General features: G+C 54.4%; 15 protein-coding genes. 10 read left to right on the forward strand and 5 right to left on the reverse strand.

The window, feature by feature from the left end:
- Positions 1 to 47: 47 nt before the first annotated feature.
- Positions 48 to 1,730 carry an adenylate/guanylate cyclase domain-containing protein gene (locus ABWV47_RS08035; protein WP_353310537.1) on the reverse strand — a complete coding sequence of 561 codons (1,683 nt, stop codon included), beginning with the start codon at positions 1,728 to 1,730 and terminating at the stop codon, positions 48 to 50.
- 206 nt (positions 1,731 to 1,936) lie between these two features.
- The gene (locus ABWV47_RS08040) at positions 1,937 to 2,824 is read right to left on the reverse strand and encodes a LysR family transcriptional regulator (protein WP_353310539.1); all 888 of its coding nucleotides are present in this window, start codon (positions 2,822 to 2,824) and stop codon (positions 1,937 to 1,939) included.
- A 98-nt stretch (positions 2,825 to 2,922) separates the two neighbouring features.
- On the opposite strand from ABWV47_RS08040, the gene ABWV47_RS08045 reads away from it, so the two are divergent.
- On the forward strand, positions 2,923 to 3,933 hold the full coding sequence (locus ABWV47_RS08045) for an NAD(P)/FAD-dependent oxidoreductase (RefSeq protein ID WP_353310541.1): 1,011 nt from the start codon (positions 2,923 to 2,925) through the stop codon (positions 3,931 to 3,933).
- A gap of 393 nt (positions 3,934 to 4,326) precedes the next feature.
- On the opposite strand, the gene ABWV47_RS08050 is transcribed toward ABWV47_RS08045, so the two are convergent.
- On the reverse strand, positions 4,327 to 5,043 hold the full coding sequence (locus ABWV47_RS08050; RefSeq protein WP_353310542.1) for a hypothetical protein: 717 nt from the start codon (positions 5,041 to 5,043) through the stop codon (positions 4,327 to 4,329).
- 435 nt (positions 5,044 to 5,478) lie between these two features.
- A complete protein-coding gene (locus ABWV47_RS08055; RefSeq protein ID WP_353310544.1) occupies positions 5,479 to 5,763 on the reverse strand; it encodes a winged helix-turn-helix transcriptional regulator in 285 nt (94 codons plus the stop codon).
- A 125-nt stretch (positions 5,764 to 5,888) separates the two neighbouring features.
- On the opposite strand from ABWV47_RS08055, the gene ABWV47_RS08060 reads away from it, so the two are divergent.
- The 3 genes from ABWV47_RS08060 (at position 5,889) to ABWV47_RS08070 (ending at position 10,692) form a co-directional block, all read left to right on the forward strand.
- A complete protein-coding gene (locus ABWV47_RS08060) occupies positions 5,889 to 6,809 on the forward strand; it encodes an SMP-30/gluconolactonase/LRE family protein (protein WP_353310546.1) in 921 nt (306 codons plus the stop codon).
- Positions 6,810 to 7,341: 532 nt separating this feature from the next.
- Positions 7,342 to 9,033 (forward strand): AIPR family protein, encoded by a 1,692-nt coding sequence (locus ABWV47_RS08065; RefSeq protein ID WP_353310548.1) that lies wholly within the window; start codon positions 7,342 to 7,344, stop codon positions 9,031 to 9,033.
- A 366-nt stretch (positions 9,034 to 9,399) separates the two neighbouring features.
- A complete protein-coding gene (locus ABWV47_RS08070; RefSeq protein WP_353310550.1) occupies positions 9,400 to 10,692 on the forward strand; it encodes an MFS transporter in 1,293 nt (430 codons plus the stop codon).
- A 172-nt stretch (positions 10,693 to 10,864) separates the two neighbouring features.
- Here ABWV47_RS08070 and trxB read toward each other — a convergent pair whose 3' ends face one another.
- On the reverse strand, positions 10,865 to 11,806 hold the full coding sequence (gene trxB, locus ABWV47_RS08075; protein ID WP_353310552.1) for a thioredoxin-disulfide reductase: 942 nt from the start codon (positions 11,804 to 11,806) through the stop codon (positions 10,865 to 10,867).
- 217 nt (positions 11,807 to 12,023) lie between these two features.
- Here trxB and ABWV47_RS08080 point away from each other — a divergent pair, with 217 nt between their 5' ends.
- From ABWV47_RS08080 to ABWV47_RS08105, 6 genes are all read left to right on the forward strand, one after another.
- Positions 12,024 to 12,524, forward strand: a complete 501-nt coding sequence (locus ABWV47_RS08080) for an Lrp/AsnC family transcriptional regulator (RefSeq protein WP_353312058.1) — start codon at positions 12,024 to 12,026, stop codon at positions 12,522 to 12,524.
- 80 nt (positions 12,525 to 12,604) lie between these two features.
- On the forward strand, positions 12,605 to 13,240 hold the full coding sequence (locus tag ABWV47_RS08085) for a hypothetical protein (RefSeq protein WP_353310554.1): 636 nt from the start codon (positions 12,605 to 12,607) through the stop codon (positions 13,238 to 13,240).
- Between the two features lie 111 nt (positions 13,241 to 13,351).
- On the forward strand, positions 13,352 to 13,984 hold the full coding sequence (locus ABWV47_RS08090; RefSeq protein WP_353310556.1) for an NAD(P)H-dependent oxidoreductase: 633 nt from the start codon (positions 13,352 to 13,354) through the stop codon (positions 13,982 to 13,984).
- Positions 13,985 to 14,167: 183 nt separating this feature from the next.
- Positions 14,168 to 15,106 (forward strand): aldo/keto reductase, encoded by a 939-nt coding sequence (locus ABWV47_RS08095; RefSeq protein ID WP_353310558.1) that lies wholly within the window; start codon positions 14,168 to 14,170, stop codon positions 15,104 to 15,106.
- Positions 15,103 to 16,179 carry an NAD(P)/FAD-dependent oxidoreductase gene (locus tag ABWV47_RS08100; protein ID WP_353310560.1) on the forward strand — a complete coding sequence of 359 codons (1,077 nt, stop codon included), beginning with the start codon at positions 15,103 to 15,105 and terminating at the stop codon, positions 16,177 to 16,179. The genes ABWV47_RS08095 and ABWV47_RS08100 overlap by 4 nt, the downstream gene beginning before the upstream one ends.
- Positions 16,179 to 16,850, forward strand: coding sequence for a DUF938 domain-containing protein (locus tag ABWV47_RS08105; RefSeq protein ID WP_353310562.1), 672 nt, complete (start codon positions 16,179 to 16,181; stop codon positions 16,848 to 16,850). Before ABWV47_RS08100 ends, ABWV47_RS08105 begins: the two co-directional genes overlap by 1 nt.
- Positions 16,851 to 16,907 lie beyond the last annotated feature (57 nt).

The raw sequence follows: 16,907 nt of genomic DNA on the forward strand, positions 1-16,907 counted from the left end.
CGCGGTTTGCATAGCAAGTTTGCTGCCGTTGCATTGCTGCAACGCAGCTAGACCGGTGCCGTGGCCTGCTCCAAAACCGTTGGCAATGCACTTGCACGCTTGAGCGCCAAAGCGTGTACCGGCTTTGCAACCCCCCGCAAGTTCAACACCTTAAGGTCAAGCTGTGTCGGATCGTACCCTGCCGCCTCCAAGACCGACGCAGACACCAAAGCCTCCACGCCCAACGCCTTGGTCTCACCCTCCAAACGACTCGCGGCGTTCACCGTATCACCTATGATCGTGCGTGGCGCCAGGTTGGCGGCGCCAATCTCCCCCAATACCAACTCGCCCAAATGCACTCCGATCCCGATGGCCACCGGCTCTGCCTTTTCCACCTTGAGTGCTTGATTGAACACCTGCAAAGCCGAGCTGATACCTGCTGCGGCATCCAACGCCGCACGTGCTGAGGCCGCTTCCCCGTCCAACTCAAACACCGCAAGCAACCCGTCACCCAAATACTTGTCCACGGTGCCACCAACCCCGGTGATCGACGGAACAATCGCATCAAAAAACCGGTTCAACAGAAACACCACGTCATAGGGCAACTGCCCCGTGGTGCGCGCTGTAAAGCTGCGCATGTCTAGAAACAGGATCGCCATGCGCCGTTCCTGCCCTAGGCTCTGGTGCGCGCGCGCCTGCTGCCCATCACTGCGAAACACCCTCAACACTGTGGCTGGATCTTTTGGCCGCAGCTGGCAGGCCAAACGCGCATTCGGCGGTGCGTTTACAGCCGCCAAAGAGGCGGCCTCACTTGGGGCTGGGGGATGCAACAGTTCGGCACCATCCTCGACAATCACTCGGCATGTGGTGCACCTTCCGCGCCCGCCACACAGCGCCATATGCGGCACACCCGCCGTGCGCGACATCTCCAGCAAGGTCATACCCGGCTGACCCCAAATCTCAGGCCCATCAATATATTGAATGCGCACGGCCCGCCGCGCACCCAAATATTTGCGCCCCAAATACACCAACGCTGCCAGGCCAAGCAGCCCACCAAAGGTCCACAATCCCGCTGAGGTGATGTCAGCCAATTGCGCAAAGGTATCACTGCTGGGAAAGCCATAGCTTGCCCGCAGCGCAGCGCCAGTCTCCGGGTCAAACAAACGCGCTTTCTGCACACGCCCCTGCGTCATAAATCCGGCCAAAGCCACTACGGGTAGCAAAGTCGCAATAGACATCATAACAGGCAACAAACGCGACCAGCTTGGCAACACCCGCAGCCACATATGCATCCCGATGCAGCCGTGTCCCCAGACCACCAACAACAATGCGGCCTGCTGCCAACCACTGGAGGTGTCCCAAATCAGTCCGGCGATGTAGCCCATCTCTGGCTCCACATCAAAGCGCGACGACGCCACACCTGTATGCACAAGATGCACCATCAACAAAAAGGGGATCAACAGACCCAGCACAACCTGCAAAACCTCGTGAAAAGGCATGCGCAACGTGCGTCGCATCGCAAGTCGATACAGCGCCAATCCCATATGCGTCAGTGCGGAGCCATAAAGCAGCAGCTGTCCGAATACGGTCTTGACGACCGCCCCCAACACATCCTGAGCGCCCTCCATCAATTCGATGGAAATCAAACCCAAACTCACATTGATCAGGTGAAAAAACACATAAGTAAACAGCACCAGCCCGGACACCACACGCGCCTTGGTGCGCCAATTCCCTCGCCACAATACTTGCACCGCTATCTGCCTTTTCCTGCTCGCTACAGCCCAAACTGTAGAACACAGCGCTGCCGGTCAAGGCGCTCAGCCTGTGCGCCTGCGCACAAACGCGATCACAGCACGCGCGGCTCCGTGATGCATGAACGCGCTTGCTTCAATTCAGCAACAGATCACACCTCAAACAGGCCACCAGCGGCGAAGACAGGGCTGAGCGCTCCGGTTCACTAAACACTGTCACCCACAAACAACGAACGATCTCGTTCTATCCCAGAAATCAGCGCATCAAATGCCAACCTCACGCGCGGATTATTCTGCATGTCTTGATGGCAAACGATCCAAAGCTCGCCCGCGATCTGCTCAATCGGTTCCGACAACCGAAACAGCCCCGGCCATTGCTCTCCCAATACCATTGGCAGAACTGCGAGACCTGCACCTCTTTGTGCGCTGCTCGCGGTCAAGACCAAGCTGTTGCTGGATAATGAAACAATGCCGTCTGGAAACACCGTCCGCTGAATGGCGCTCATGTGGTCCGCAAATGGGCTGCTGCTAAAGCCAACGAAACGCTCGTGGCGAAAGTCAGATGATGCGGAAAGACGGGCGCTGCTTTTGGCGTCGCCATACACGGCCCAGTGAATATCACTCAGCTTTCGGCCAAAAAGACTACTATCCATTGGCCGTGTTGAGCGTAGAGCAACATCCGCTTCCCTGTGCGCAAGGCTCAGCACTTCGTTGCCGGAATGGAGCTGGACGTCCAGCCCGGGATGATACGATGCAAGGTCGGTCAAGTGACGACTGAGAAAAAACGCTCCGAGAACTTCACTGGATGTGACTATCAAGGTTCCAGAGACAAGCGAACTGCTACCAAGTACTTTGCGCTCCGCCGCAAATACCGCTTGTTCCATTTGCTCGGCCGCACGACACAGCTCATCACCAACTTCATTTGGCGTATAGATACCCCGCTCCCGATGGAACACAGGCCTTTCCATAAGCTCCTCAATGCGCTCGATTCGGCGAAACATGGTCGACACTGTTAGCCCCAAAGCCTCGGCCGCCTCCGGCAATTTTCGAGCCCGCGCGACCGCAAGCACAAGGCGATAGTCATTCCACTGCATATGCAATCCCATTTATGCGACCGGGATGTTCAAAATTGATCATTCGATCCCAACTTTGCAACAGATACCATGCCTCTAGCAACAAGAGGACGCATATTATGAAGAGAATAGGAATTGTCGGCGGCGGCTTCGCTGGGACCTGGGCCGCGATGAGCGCCGCTGCCACCCGCGAGCAGCAAAACGCAGATGACATCGACATCACTCTGGTTTCAGCTTCGGAGAGTCTGTGCATTCGCCCTCGCCTATATGAGGCGATTTCCGAAGATATGCAGGTGCCTCTGCGCCCCTTATTGGACGAAATCAAAGTTGGTTTTGTTCACGCTCGGGTCGACAGCATCTCTGGCATGGCTGTCCATACCAGCGAGGGAGCGTTGGAGTTTGACAAAATCATCCTTTGCGCAGGAAGTCGTATGGTGATGCCGGATATCGACGGGGCCTCTGAGGTCGGCTTTTCCATCGACACCTATCAGGACGCAGAACGGCTGGAAGCGCACTTGAACACGTTGGATTTTGAAACTGTTCAGCCCGCCTGCGTCGTTGTGGTCGGCGCGAGTTTTACCGGCATCGAACTGGTCACCGGTTTGCGTAAAAGGCTCGGGGATGCGGCGCGTCTGATCCTGGTAGATCGCTCTGAGGAACCCGGGCAAATTCTTGGTCCGAACGTTACACCGCATGTCAAAAATGCGTTGAGAGACCTGAATATCGAAACCCAGTTGAAAGTCGGCGTGGACACCGTTGATCCATCGGGGATCAAACTGACGAATGGCAAGAGAATTGAGACGTCCACAGTGGTTTTTGCCACGGGACTTGCAGCGTCGAAATTGTCACGGGATATCGCGTCTGCGCATCAGATCGAAGCGGACGGCAGGATAGAAGTTGATGCTATGTTGCGCGCCCCGGGTCGCCCAAATTTGTTTGCCGCTGGAGATATCGCTCCAAATCAGGCATCTGAACGCCGCAGAATAAGCGGGGCCTTCGGTCCATCTCCCCCCTGTCCAAATGTGGTCGCGGGCAAAAAATCAAGATCACGGCAGAGGGGCGCGCAAAGCGACACGCGATGTGGCCTATTTATGCGGATGTACTCAACCGGTCGATCGAGCAGCGTCTGACGCAGACAGAAACAGCGGAGCTTGCACATTTGCTAAAGAAGCTTATGCGCGGCTGACGCCGGTATTGGCCGCGACACGGCTCAAAGGGACCGGAGCCACACCCGCTTGTCACCGCCAGCCTCATGTCCAGACTCCCTTGTGAGAGATGGTGATTGTTGGTTGGCAGCGGGCACCTTAACGAAGTCATTCCTCAGGTCAGAGCGGACTTCTGAAAACCACGCACCGTCAGTCAAAATGGCCACCAACCCGCCGTTTGCAGCATCCAACCAAAAGGACTGTTCCGTGGACTTTGCTGCCGCTAAAAAACGGTGAACTTATAGCTGCTTTCTTGCGGCTAAAGGAGAACTCTTCCCGGAGGCAGAAAAGATAGATCTTTAGGTGGAATAGATACGATTATTCACCACGCACCAGAGCAAGTAGTCGACGAAACTCGGCATCTTCGGTGTCCCGTTTCCAAAAGTTAATAAAGCGAGCCACCACCTGCAAATTTCCTAACTCGTAATGAGCGTTGCTATCAATCCGGTCCAAAGAAGGGCGTAACTGTTCGTCAGAACCTTCGAAATCCAACAAAAGACCAGTAATCGCGCAACGATCATCATTTTCGTCCAGTAGGTCGTTCAGGTGCTCGATCAAAGATTCCTTCGATAACCTGAGGTCTTTGTTTTTCACAGTTTGCTCAATTATCTGACCGTTAGATTGCTTCGCGGTATTCTCGGCCTGATTAGCCATCGCCCATACCGCCTTGAATTTCGCGTCCTTGATTTGGCCGTTACTCTGGCGCTCCAATTTGCTCTGCCACCAGAGCGCATCCAGTGTCCAAAGGTCAACATTCAGATGGTTGGACAGTTTGAGTAGCACTGAATTGATAATCTTATATTTCTCACCCTCGGTCGCTCCACGCGGGAAGGTGGGCCAATAGCCGAGTCCGCGCAGCTCAGGCTCACTGGTGCCATTCCAAACGCCGTAGCGTTCAGGATATGCAAGAAGCAACATGGGCGAGAGGGTTCCCACACCCACTCCGCGCAGCATCGACAAAGCTGTGTCGAACCTTCGAGGTAACGGCTCTGTCTCGTCAACAAGAACTGCAATCGCTTCTCGAAGCTTGTTCATGTCGTTTGCGGCAGGACGGCCAAGGCGTTCCAAGCCAGTCCAATGATGGTTATGGCGAAAGCTTAGGAAATCGAGGTAATCCTGCTAGGTTAAGTTCTCGGGAGCGCGGAAAATCGGTCCGAAACGCGCCAATACTTTGTCACGTCTCTCGACGATATTGTGGATGTCTGGAACGCTGAGTGCTTTTTGAACATCAAACGACATGATTCTACCTTAAGCCTCTCGGGTCACTGAAATACTCTCAGAGTTAACCCAGCAAATAGCCCGACTCAAACTGCAAAATGCGACTGATCTTTAAACCCATGAAAAGCAGACCTTGGTGCTCACTGCAGCATTAAGCGCCTTGGGCTCAAACCCGCCATTCGCGGCATGCGTCCCCATGGTCTGCTCTGCAAACAACGTTGCTCTTCGGTCCCCAACTCTGCACGTCTGCTGTTAGTGGCTTGGCCCTCTAAAATGGCTTTCCCAATCTTTGCGAAAGGTTCCAAAAGGGCGCAGCTGATCGTACAAACGCAGCCCAAGAACGGTGGCCGCATATCCGCCCTCGATGCGATGAACAAAGCCCGCCGTTTGCAACTCTTTCCGCCGGGCGTTCAGAGCCGCTGGAGAGATCATTTCGCATTCCTCTTGCAGCTTGCGAAACGTGCAAGGTCCGATTTCGCTTAGCGTCCAGAGTAGACCCATCGCCCAGTGCCGCCCCCAAAGGTCGAACAAGGCCATGATCGGCGCGCCGCTTTTTGATCCTCAGACAGGATGCCCAGAGACTGGAATTCTCGTCACTCGCTATGCTTTCTGTGGCGCATTAGTATGCTACTAAATATATGGAATGGCTGTAGGGGGCGCCAATGACCAAAACAGACAATTATGAAATTCGAGACGATCGGTTCACGCGCAGCATCAAGCTTGATGAGCCCATCGACCGCATTTGGACAGGGGGGAGATGGACCGAAGGCCCCGTTTATTCTGCGGCGTTCAGATGCCTGATTTGGAGCGACATCCCCAACGACCGCCGTCTCCGCTGGGATGAACTGACGGGGAACGTCGCCGATATCCGCAGTGGGCTGGGGTGTTATACAAATGGGTCAACCTTGGATCGACAGGGCCGCGTTGTGGCCTGTGAGCACGGCACCCGCAGTGTAACCCGGATCGAACATGATGGCTCGGTAACCACGCTTGCCAGCCACTTCGAAGGCAAGAGGTTCAACAGTCCCAATGACGTTGTTGTGAGATCTGACCACTCAATCTGGTTCAGCGATCCGGCCTATGGAATCGAGTCTGACTACGAAGGGTTTCAGGCTGAACCTGAATTGGATGGCGAACATGTCTATCGTTTGGATGCGATATCAGGCGACATCACACAGGTGACAAATGACTTTGCTTGTCCCAATGGGCTGGCATTCTCCTTGGACGAGCAAACACTGTACATCGCGGACAGCGGTGGCACGCGCTATTCCAGTGGTGAGCGGCATATCCGCGCCTTCTCGGTTGGTGCTGACGGCACGCTTTCGGGTGGTGAGGTTTTTGCAGAATGCGAAGCAGGCGTGTTTGACGGATTTCGTTTCGACACCCAAGGCCGCATCTGGACAAGTGCGAAAGATGGGGTGCACTGCTATCATCCTGATGGCACGCTATTGGGAAAAATTTTCATTCCTGAAGAAGTCTCAAATCTGTGTTTCGGTGGCCCAAAGCGAAACCGGCTCTTTGTCACCGCTTCGACCAGTGTCTACTCGGTGCTTTTGCCAACAACCGGCGCGCCACTCGTGTGAGGAACCGCGCAGTCACACGCAAGGCCCGGGCCGGGCGCGCTTTCCACCTTGCGCAAGGTTCGAGGTTTAGGGACATCAACACGTTTGGAACCCAAGTGGCCGATGTTTGGGCTTTTTGCGTGAATGGGCAATCACGTCAAAGCTGACGTTTGTGCCTCCCGCAGCATCGGTACCTTCGGACTCTCAGCGGTCACCCGACAAGCTTGGCGGATCAAGTCGATGACTTTTCGTGTTGAAGGTCGGCTGCGCGAACGAAGCTGCCGTTGACCTAAACGGTGCAATGACTGCGCTCAGGCCATAGCGGACACAATCGACCGGCTGAGCGGGCGGAAACCGGACCTTCGCTGCAGGGTCCATATTTCAGCCACAAAGAGTATTAGCAGACATTGGGCTCAATCAATTGAGGTGCGGTTGTGCAGGCGTTGGAGATCAAAGGCTTCTCAATTTTTGGAGTGAAAGTCCCGAGATCAGTTGTGCCCGAACACCAGTTGAAAGATACTGTGTGGGAATCTGCCCCGTTAAGGATAACATCATGGATGCAGCGGAACTAGAATTTCAGAATTTGGCCCAGAATATTCTGAAACCCTATCAGAAGAGAGCGGCTACCGAGTCTACTCAGTTCTTAAGGTGGGTGCTGGAACACCTTTATCGCCTTGATATTCAGGATGCCGACGATGCTTGTGTAGACAAAAAACAAGACAAAGGCGTTGACGGAATCTTGGTGAACGACGTTCTAGAAACCGTTCATGTTTTTCAATCTAAAGTGCGGCAGAAAGCGGATTCAACGCTTGGTGATACTGATCTGAAAGAGTTCTGTGGGACCTTGAAGCAGTTCGAGACGCCAGAAACCATACAGGTATTGCTGGACGGTCAAGCAAATACTGAATTTAAGGAGGCGCTCGTACGAGAACGAGTTAAGGAGAAGGTCGGTGCAGGGTACACAGTCGAGGGAGTTTTTTGCTGCAATATTTCCCTAAACCAAGATGGAAAAGACTTTTTAAAGACTGCGCCGGAACTCGTAGTCTACGATCAGCAGAGAATAGCAGATGAATATGTCGATCTTGATGCCGTTAGCGGCATTAATGGAGACTTTGTCTTCGATACATCCGACTCGGAGGTAATTAGTTATCAGACAGCGGGAAACGTCTCCGCGAGAATTTTCTTAGCCAACGCTTTGCAGTTGACCCATATGAGCGGAATTTCGGACCAAACCCTTTTCAGTCAAAATGTAAGGTTGGCGCTAGGGAACACCAAAGTCAACAAGAGCCTCGTGGCCAGCATTAAAAATGGACAGGAACACAAGAATTTTCCTTTATATCACAATGGAATAACTGTTCTATGCAACTCCATTGATGAGAGTTCCGATGGCCAGCTCAAAATTACAGATTATGTAGTAGTCAATGGCGCACAAAGCTTAACTTCGCTGTTAAATTCGAAGGCCAGCATCACAGCCGATCTTAAGGTTCTAACAAAAGTTGTGGCTCTAGGAGCAGACACCGAACTCTCTGAGAAGATCACGCACAACAGCAATAACCAGAATGCAATCAAACCGCGTGACCAGAAGTCAAACCATGCAATTCAAACTCGACTCAAAAAGGAAGTCACTGTTCTTGATTTCGAGAATACTGTTTTGGAAGTGAAGCAAGGAGAACTAAACGGGGGGAAGACGGTACTGAAAAACGAAGACGCTGGATTGGCTGTGTTAGCAGTAGATTTGGGGGAACCATGGGCTTGCCACCAAAAGGGCAAAGTCATGGATGACTCACACGCCAAGATTTTTGGTCGCTCGGACGTCAATGGGGCAAAATTGATCTTTTGTCAGCGAATGCTTGAAAGTGTGAGCAGCGCGATGGACGGCTTTGATGACCCTGTGTTTGGACATTACAATCTCACGCGCTTTTTTGTTGCACATGCAGTGGCCCAGATCTTCAAGGACGACCCAGTTACCAAGGCAATTTTTCAGAATCCAGAAAAACTGTTTGTTGAGAAGAAAATTCCTGATTTTATGGTACTATTCCAAAATGTTGCTGAGACAACTGTTGATGACCTCAATGCAGAGGTATCCGAACTTATGGAGAAAAATGAATTTGATCACAAACGCGATCTCAAAAGCCCTGTATGGTGCCGCAATATGAGTAAGCGCTTGGTTTCTGCATACAGCAAAGATGTTAAGAGAAAGCGTGTTCAGCCAGTCTCCGAACTTTTTGAAGCCATTCTTGAATAGATAGATTTTATTCCAATTTTTTAGCTACTTACCGTTGTGCTGCAACTTTACAGCACCGCCAACTTCCGATGTTGTTGACGCCGCGAATGGCCGTAATGCGGTGTGCTCCTGCAGCATCGAGGTGGCATTGCCAAAGTCGGCAATGGCCGTTCGCCACCTTTGCCAAGCCCCCTTCCTGCGCACGGCCGCCGCGCGTGCCCGGTGCAGCGCCCGGTGAAATCGGCTCACACCCAATATTCGCGGCATCCGTCCCCAAGGCCTGTTGCGCCTAGCATGGCGGCGGTTCGCCAATGAGTGGTTAGACTGACCTTGAAAAACAATCCTTGCTTGCATAGAGTTGCTCTTGTGTTCGCGGCCTCAACTGCCATGATCGTGACCATGCCTGCTGATATCGCGTTTTCCTTCCATCAACTTCCCCGTGTCGCTCAACGGCACATTCGCGTTTTTCAGGTGCAGCAGTTTCTGGACCGCTTTGCGATGGGTTTGACGGTCGCCGTTGTGGCACTGGCTTTGATCGACCGTGATATGGATCTCTTTCAGATCTCGCTCTTGTTTGGCGTTTATGCCGTCACGACCATGGCGATGGAACTGCCGTTCGGCGGTCTGGCAGATACCATTGGGCGTAAACCCGTCTTCCTGTCAGCGGTTGTGGCCAGCCTGATCTCGCTGCTTATCTTTCTGTCGTCCCGCGATTTTTATGTTTTGGCGCTCTCGTTTGCGTTTATTGGTTTTGGGCGCGCATTGCGCTCAGGAACACTCGACGCATGGTTCGTTGAAACCTTTAAGGTCATGGCCCCAAACGTCGATATTCAACCTGCGCTCGCCAAAGCCCAGTGGGCAAACGCCATGGGGCTGGCTTTCGGCGCCATTTGCGGGGGCCTGTTGCCTGACGCCTTCGGTGATATCGCAGTCGATCATGGGTTTGGTGTGTATGACATTTCCTATGTCGCAAGCCTGATCATGATGACGGTTTTGTTGTGTTTTACACTTTTTGCCATCAGGGAAGAGCCACGCCCGTTGAACCCCAAAGCGCTCAGGCAAGGCTTTACGAGCGTCCCTGCGGTGATAAAGGACGCCGGCCTTCTCGCCTTGAAACACCCGACCCTGTCGATGCTTCTGCTTGCCTTGGCGCTGGTTCTCATGGCCACCAATCCTGTCGAAGTGCTCTGGCCTACCCACGTTAAGAGTATGCTGAAAGCAGACTACGCCAACACCACAATTGGGGTTCTGACAGCAGCGTATTTTTTCGCAATCGCGTTTGGTGCGGCGCTGTCACCGCGCATCAATCGCATGTTCAACCGCCGAAACGCTGTCTCCCTATGCGTGGCGATTGCCTGTCTCGCCGCCCTCCAAATCGCACTGGCGCTTCAGGGCGATATTGTCGGGTTTGTTGGAGTGTTCCTTGTGTTTTCTGTTGTTCTTGGCGCGACGGAAACACCAGCCAGCAGCATTCTTCACGCATGTGTCGAGAACCATCAGCGTTCCACACTGCTCTCCCTGCGCTCTCTTGTGCAGCAGCTCGGGGGCGCCATTGGTCTGATCGTCGTTGGGGGTCTGGCGGAACGTCACTCGCTGCCTCTCGCTTGGATAGGTGGCGCTTGTGTCCTCATAATTGCGGCGGTGTTCACCGGTTTGCTGGCCAAGAGATTAAGGCGCTGAGGGTGATCAGCGACATGTCGTCCATCACGCGGCATTTGACACATTGGGCTCGCAGTGGCCACTTCCCAGACTGGCATCAGTGTCCGGTGCGGATCAAAAACACCGGTGCAACCCAAAAACGGGGCCGCAGCTTTCGCCACGACCCCGCCAATCTCTGGCAGTCTAAACCAGCTTATTCGTTTTCTGCGATGAACTTCTCAGCGTCCAGCGCCGCCATACAGCCCATGCCCGCTGATGTGACCGCCTGACGATACACGTGGTCGGTCAGATCACCCGCGGCAAAGACGCCGGGGATCGAGGTCTTGGCCGTGCCAGCCTCCACCTTCACGTAGCCGCCGTTGTGCAGCTCCAACTGATCCTTCACCAACTCGCTTGCCGGTGCGTGGCCGATCGCAATGAACACGCCTTTCGCTGGGATCTCGGTGATTTCGCCCGTTTCAACATGCTTCACCTTCACACCGGTCACACCTTTGGGCATGTCGTCCCCAACCACCTCTTCGAGCTGGTGGAACCACAGCGTCTCAATCTTCTCGTTTTTGAACAAACGATCCTGCAGGATTTTTTCCGCGCGCAGCTCATCGCGACGGTGAATCAAGGTCACCTTGGAGGCGAAGTTTGTCAAAAACAGCGCCTCTTCAACGGCGGTGTTCCCACCACCCACAACCACAATCTCTTGGCCGCGGTAAAAGAACCCATCACAGGTCGCACATGCAGACACACCAAAGCCTTTAAACGCCTCTTCGCTCTCCAGCCCCAACCATTTGGCGCGCGCGCCGGTCGCGAGGATGACCGCGTCCGCCGTATAGAGCGTGCCGCTGTCACCTTTGGCCTTAAACGGACGCTCGCTCAGATCCAGATCAACGATGATATCGCCAATGATCTCACAGCCCATCGCCTTAGCGTGCTCTTCCATCTTCTGCATCAGTTCAGGCCCCTGAACCTCAACAAAGGACGGCCAGTTCTCCACCTCAGTGGTTGTGGTCAGCTGCCCACCCGGCTCAATGCCCTGCACCAACACCGGCTCCAGCATCGCACGGCTCGCATAAACGCCCGCTGTATAGCCCGCAGGCCCCGAGCCAATGATCAGAACCTTGGTGTGTTTCGTATCGGCCATGACGGCACCTTTCCGCGTTGCAATATCTAAGTCGCTAGCCGATATAGCCATCCCCGCCGGTTAGGGAAAGGTCATCACACAAAAGCGAAACAAGGTGACCAAAAATTTTGCAATCGGCAGAAAACTGTAAAAGGATATTGCGCTAACACGAAATATAATTGCGCAGCTAGCCTTTGGTGATATAACAACCGCAAATTTGACCCATGAGATGAAATACATGCCCGGACACCGGCTTGATCCAATTGATCGCAAAATTCTCGCAGAACTTCAGGCTGACGGCCGCATGACCAACGTTGAACTCGCCAAGCGAGTCGGCATCTCCGCCCCGCCTTGCCTGCGCCGCGTGCGCACATTGGAAGAGGCCGGCTACATCCGTGGCTACCACGCCGATGTCGACAGCCGTGAGTTGGGGTTTGAAGTGCAAGTCTTTGCCATGGTGGGCCTCGTCAGCCAGGCCGAAGTTGACCTCTCCGCCTTTGAGGACCGGTGCCGTGAATGGCCACTTGTGCGCGAATGCCACATGCTCAATGGCGAAGTGGATTTCATCCTCAAATGTGTCGCACCAGATCTCTCCACGTTTCAGACCTTCCTAACCGAGGATCTGACCAGTGCGGACAATGTGGCCAGCGTCAAAACTTCGCTTGTCATCCGAGGCGCCAAAGACACCCCCGGCGTGCCATTCGAAGTGCTCGAAGAACGCCTCAGCCGAGACGCGTAACCACCCGTCACTTACCCATGGTTCTGATGAGTGAGTGATGCTCTTTTGGAGGCGCACGTTTGTTTTGGTCCCGACCTCTTGTGTCCGTCGATCTTGCGGATTGGATAGAAGACAGCTTTGACTGGTACGAAGCCCGTTTCCCGACCTCAAAAAACCTGATCTTACCAACCGCTGCGTTTTTCACCGCCAAAAAAGGCGCGCCCGAAGACACCGCGCAGCAGGTGCTCGCTGACATACAGCGCCATCTGGGCAACGACATGTCTCTGACACTTGCACCACACGCGGTCGTTCCCGCCGAGTACCGTCACAGCTATCAATCCACCGGCGACGTGGCGGGCACCTTTCAGACGGATGGCGAAGACGCGCTCATCACCTATGATCCAGAGCTGCTGCAACGCCCGCTGTCCTTGATCAACACATTGACACACGAAGTCATGCACGCCCAATTGCACGACATGGTGGCAGATTTCCCCGGTGGTGAAACAGCGCACGAACTGGCCACCGATCTTGGCTGTATCATCGCAGGCTTTGGGGCCATTCAGTTACAATCCGCAGACGACATTGGCTGGGCCGGATATCTACGCCAACCCACCCGTGCCCACGCGTTAGCGTTTTTCTTGCACCGACGTGGTCAGTCAATTGACCTTGCCAAAGCGCATCTATCACCACGATGCCAAAAACTTCTGAGGCGCGCGTACAAAGGCATTGCATCCTAGTCTTTGCAAAAAGTCCAATACACTGTTTTCAAACATACATATATACTTGATCTAAAGTACACTTGAACATCTAGACTCTGCAGATCACGCAACATAGGCAGATGTCAAAACATGCACGTTCTCACCATAATTGATCACCCCAACCCAACCTCTTTCACACAGGCCGCTGCCGTTCAGTTCATGGCCGGGGCAGAAGCCGCAGGTCACACAACTGAGCTTGCCGATCTGCACGCCGAAGGCTTCAACCCTCTCTGGTCGATGGCTGACATCGAAAGCAACGGGACCACCACCGCCCCACCTGACGTGATCCAAGAACAGCGCCGCATTGCGCGCGCCGATGCAATCTGCCTAGCTTTCCCCCTGTTTTGGTGGGGCATGCCTTCGATGATGAAAGGCTGGATGGATCGAGTTTGGTCATGGGGATGGGCCTACGACCAGCTCGACGATGCCAACGTCTCGCTCCAGAAAAACCGCAGCGGTGTCTTGTTGATCCCAGCCGGTGCGCGCTCTGATGAAATCCGCGATGAGGGCTATTTGGCTGCGCTCGAAACCAGTTGGATGCAGGGGACTTTTGGATACTTCGGGTTTTCCCCGCGGCGGATGGAAATGCTTTATGGCGCAACGGGCTCTGCCACCCGTCGTGAAGCGCTATTGGAGCAAAGTTTTCACTGTGGACGAACTGTCCCGCCTCCCGCCGAACATGCGGCGTCCGTCCAGCCTGAGATCACTCCTGTTGAATGCTGAACGCAGGCCATCATCCACTGGTTAACGGCTGCGGCGTGGTGGAATCGACTCCACGCCGCCACCTCCGCGATACAGCCGCAATACTGACGCAATACCGACGTCGCAAAATGCGCGTTTAAATTGTTAACACCCATGCGCGAATCTGCCTTTCCTAAGCCTTGCTTGCATGGCAACGTCGCGACCATGACACAGACACTCACCAGCCCAGATGGCACCCCGATCAGCCGCTATGCATTTGGCACCATGCAATTTGGCGAACGCGCCTCAGAACGTGACAGTGCAGAAATGTATGAAGCCTGCCGCGCCGCAGGCATCAACCATTTCGACACCGCACACGTCTATACCTCTGGAAAATCAGAGGAAATTCTGGGAAATCTGATTGAGAACCACCGCGATAGCTTGGTCATAGCCACCAAGGCGGGCTACACTGGTGGCGCAGGGACTGAGAATTTGCGCAGCCAGTTTGACCTCTCTCGCAAGCGGTTAAAACTCGATGTTGTCGATATCCTTTATCTGCACCGGTTCGATCCAAACACATCTTTGCAAGAGACTATGGATTTCTTTGTCGAACAGAAAAGTTCCGGAAATATCAGATACATAGGTCTTTCAAATTTCGCCGCATGGCAAGTCGTGAAAGCCGCTTGGACCGGCGCCAATGCAGGAATATCCATCGACGTGTTTCAGCCCATGTACAGTCTTGTGAAACGTCAGGCTGAGGTCGAAATCCTACCGATGTGCGCCGATCTTGGCATCCTTCCGGCCACCTACTCCCCCCTCGGCGGTGGACTTCTGACCGGCAAATACAGCGGCGCCTCCGGCGTGGGCCGCCTCACCGAAGATCACCGCTACGCCGCCCGATACAACGTCCAGTGGATGCATGAAACGGCAGCGCAAATAGTTGAGATAGCACGTGAATTTGACACGCACCCGGCGACTTTGGCCGTCGCATGGGCCGCAAAACACGCCGCCAATCCAAGCCCCATTTTATCTGCGAAAAACGCAACACAGCTTGCGCCCTCGCTGGCGGCCACCAGCTTCACGATGGAGAACGCGCTCTATGAACGGCTGACTGCGCTCACGCCCACACCCGCCCCGGCGACCGATCGATTGGAAGAATCGTGATCGACTTTTTGATCATTGGGGGAGGGATTGCTGGGGTGTCCGCCGCCGCGCGCCTCGCGCCTTTTGGCAAAGCTGTTGTTTTAGAAAAAGAATCTGCGCTCGGCTACCATGCCTCGGGTCGGTCCGCAGCAATGTTTGAGCAAAACTACGGCTCCGCAAGCACGGTCGATCTCAGCCGCGCCAGCGCAGTGTTCTTTGAAACCGAAGACGGCGGTTTTCTGTCGCCTCGCGGCGTGATGTTCCTTTCAAAACGCGGGGATACCGAGAGCTTTCAGGCCTGTTGCGAAAAGTATGAGGCCGCCACCATCGATCTCGACGAGGCCTTAAATCGCGTCCCGGTTCTACGCCGCGACATGTTGGGGCATGCTGCCATTCACGAAGCAGGTCGCGACATCGACACCGACCGTCTGCTGCAATGGTGTGCCAAAACCTGCCGCGCGCACAATGGTGAAATACATACAGGTCAACTGGTTACCGGCATCACACGCATAGAGTCCGGATGGCGTGTCACCACCAAAGACAACAGCTACACCTGCAAACTTATCTTCAACGCGGCGGGCGCATGGGCCGACCAGGTAGCCGCGCTTGCGGGCATTTCGCCCTTGGGCATCACCCCCCTTCGCCGCTCCATGGCGCGCGTCCCGGCCCCCGGAGGGCATGATGTATCCAGATGGCCTATGCTGTTGGATATCCATGAAAAATGGTACGCCAAACCCGACGCGGGCAGCTTGATCATTTCGCCAGCAGAGGAAGACCCCATGCCGCCCTTTGACGCTTGGCCTGACGACATGGTTCTGGCCGAAGGCATTGCGCGCTATCAAGAGTTCGTCACAGAGGAGGTCACGCGTTTGGAAGCCAGCTGGGCCGGTTTGCGCAGCTTTGCGCCGGACCGCAATCTCGCACTTGGACCAGATGCGCACGACCCCAACTTCATTTGGGTTGCTGCTCAGGGTGGCTATGGCTTCCAAACCGCCCCCGCAGCGTCTCAGCTGATTGCTGATATCGTCATGGGGCGCCAATCAGATTTAGGCGATAACACATTGAAATCGCTTGATCCCAGAAGGTTTTCTTAATGTCGCGCCGCCTCAATCTTCCTGCAAGCGCTTCTGTCGCCATACCGCAAGACGGTGGCAAGCTCTTCGCCCCATCTGCAGCACGCAACACGCAACCTTTGGTGGACGCCCTTGTCGAACTGCTTCCTTCTGAGGGCACGGTTCTTGAGATCGCCAGCGGTACAGGCCAACATGTGGTGGCCTTCGCCGAAGCCTTCCCAAATTTGACATGGCAACCGACAGAAGCCGATCCCAACCGCCTTGCGAGTATACAAGCCTATGTATCCGAAAGCGGTTTCACGAACATTCTTCCCCCCCATCATTTGGATGCGACAGTCGCTGATTGGGGCAATGACTTGCCTGCAAAAAACGCAATTTTTCTCAGTAACTTACTCCACCTAATCAGCGCTGAAGAAGCTCACACGCTTGTTGCACAGGCCGCAAGAGCCCTCGCTCCCGGAGGTCTGTTGCTGATTTACGGCCCATTCAAACGCGGCGACATCTTGGTGAGCGAAGGGGACAGGTCTTTTGACGCCTCCTTGCGCGGTCAGGATCCAAAGATCGGCTATAAATCTGACCAGACCGTGCTGTCTTGGGGCGAAGCGAATGGACTCATGGCGGCAACGCCAAAGCAAATGCCCGCCAACAATCTTTTGCTGTCATGGCGGATATCCAACGCCTCGAAGGCTTAGGCTGACATCTGTATCTGAGCCCTCTAAAGTAAGAAAAATATCTTTGATTGAATGGAC

Source organism: Shimia sp. NS0008-38b, from assembly GCF_040370365.1.
Lineage (GTDB): Bacteria > Pseudomonadota > Alphaproteobacteria > Rhodobacterales > Rhodobacteraceae > Shimia.

What these genes read in the sequence shown, in the direction of transcription:
- ABWV47_RS08040 (WP_353310539.1), bottom strand. Translation starts at nt 2,824, where the DNA reads ATGCAGTGGAATGACTATCGCCTTGTGCTTGCGGTCGCGCGGGCTCGA.
- ABWV47_RS08045 (WP_353310541.1), top strand. Translation starts at nt 2,923, where the DNA reads ATGAAGAGAATAGGAATTGTCGGCGGCGGCTTCGCTGGGACCTGGGCC.
- ABWV47_RS08050 (WP_353310542.1), bottom strand. Translation starts at nt 5,043, where the DNA reads ATGAACAAGCTTCGAGAAGCGATTGCAGTTCTTGTTGACGAGACAGAG.
- ABWV47_RS08055 (WP_353310544.1), bottom strand. Translation starts at nt 5,763, where the DNA reads ATGGCCTTGTTCGACCTTTGGGGGCGGCACTGGGCGATGGGTCTACTC.
- ABWV47_RS08060 (WP_353310546.1), top strand. Translation starts at nt 5,889, where the DNA reads ATGACCAAAACAGACAATTATGAAATTCGAGACGATCGGTTCACGCGC.
- ABWV47_RS08065 (WP_353310548.1), top strand. Translation starts at nt 7,342, where the DNA reads ATGGATGCAGCGGAACTAGAATTTCAGAATTTGGCCCAGAATATTCTG.
- ABWV47_RS08070 (WP_353310550.1), top strand. Translation starts at nt 9,400, where the DNA reads ATGATCGTGACCATGCCTGCTGATATCGCGTTTTCCTTCCATCAACTT.
- trxB (WP_353310552.1), bottom strand. Translation starts at nt 11,806, where the DNA reads ATGGCCGATACGAAACACACCAAGGTTCTGATCATTGGCTCGGGGCCT.
- ABWV47_RS08080 (WP_353312058.1), top strand. Translation starts at nt 12,024, where the DNA reads ATGCCCGGACACCGGCTTGATCCAATTGATCGCAAAATTCTCGCAGAA.
- ABWV47_RS08090 (WP_353310556.1), top strand. Translation starts at nt 13,352, where the DNA reads ATGCACGTTCTCACCATAATTGATCACCCCAACCCAACCTCTTTCACA.
- ABWV47_RS08095 (WP_353310558.1), top strand. Translation starts at nt 14,168, where the DNA reads ATGACACAGACACTCACCAGCCCAGATGGCACCCCGATCAGCCGCTAT.
- ABWV47_RS08105 (WP_353310562.1), top strand. Translation starts at nt 16,179, where the DNA reads ATGTCGCGCCGCCTCAATCTTCCTGCAAGCGCTTCTGTCGCCATACCG.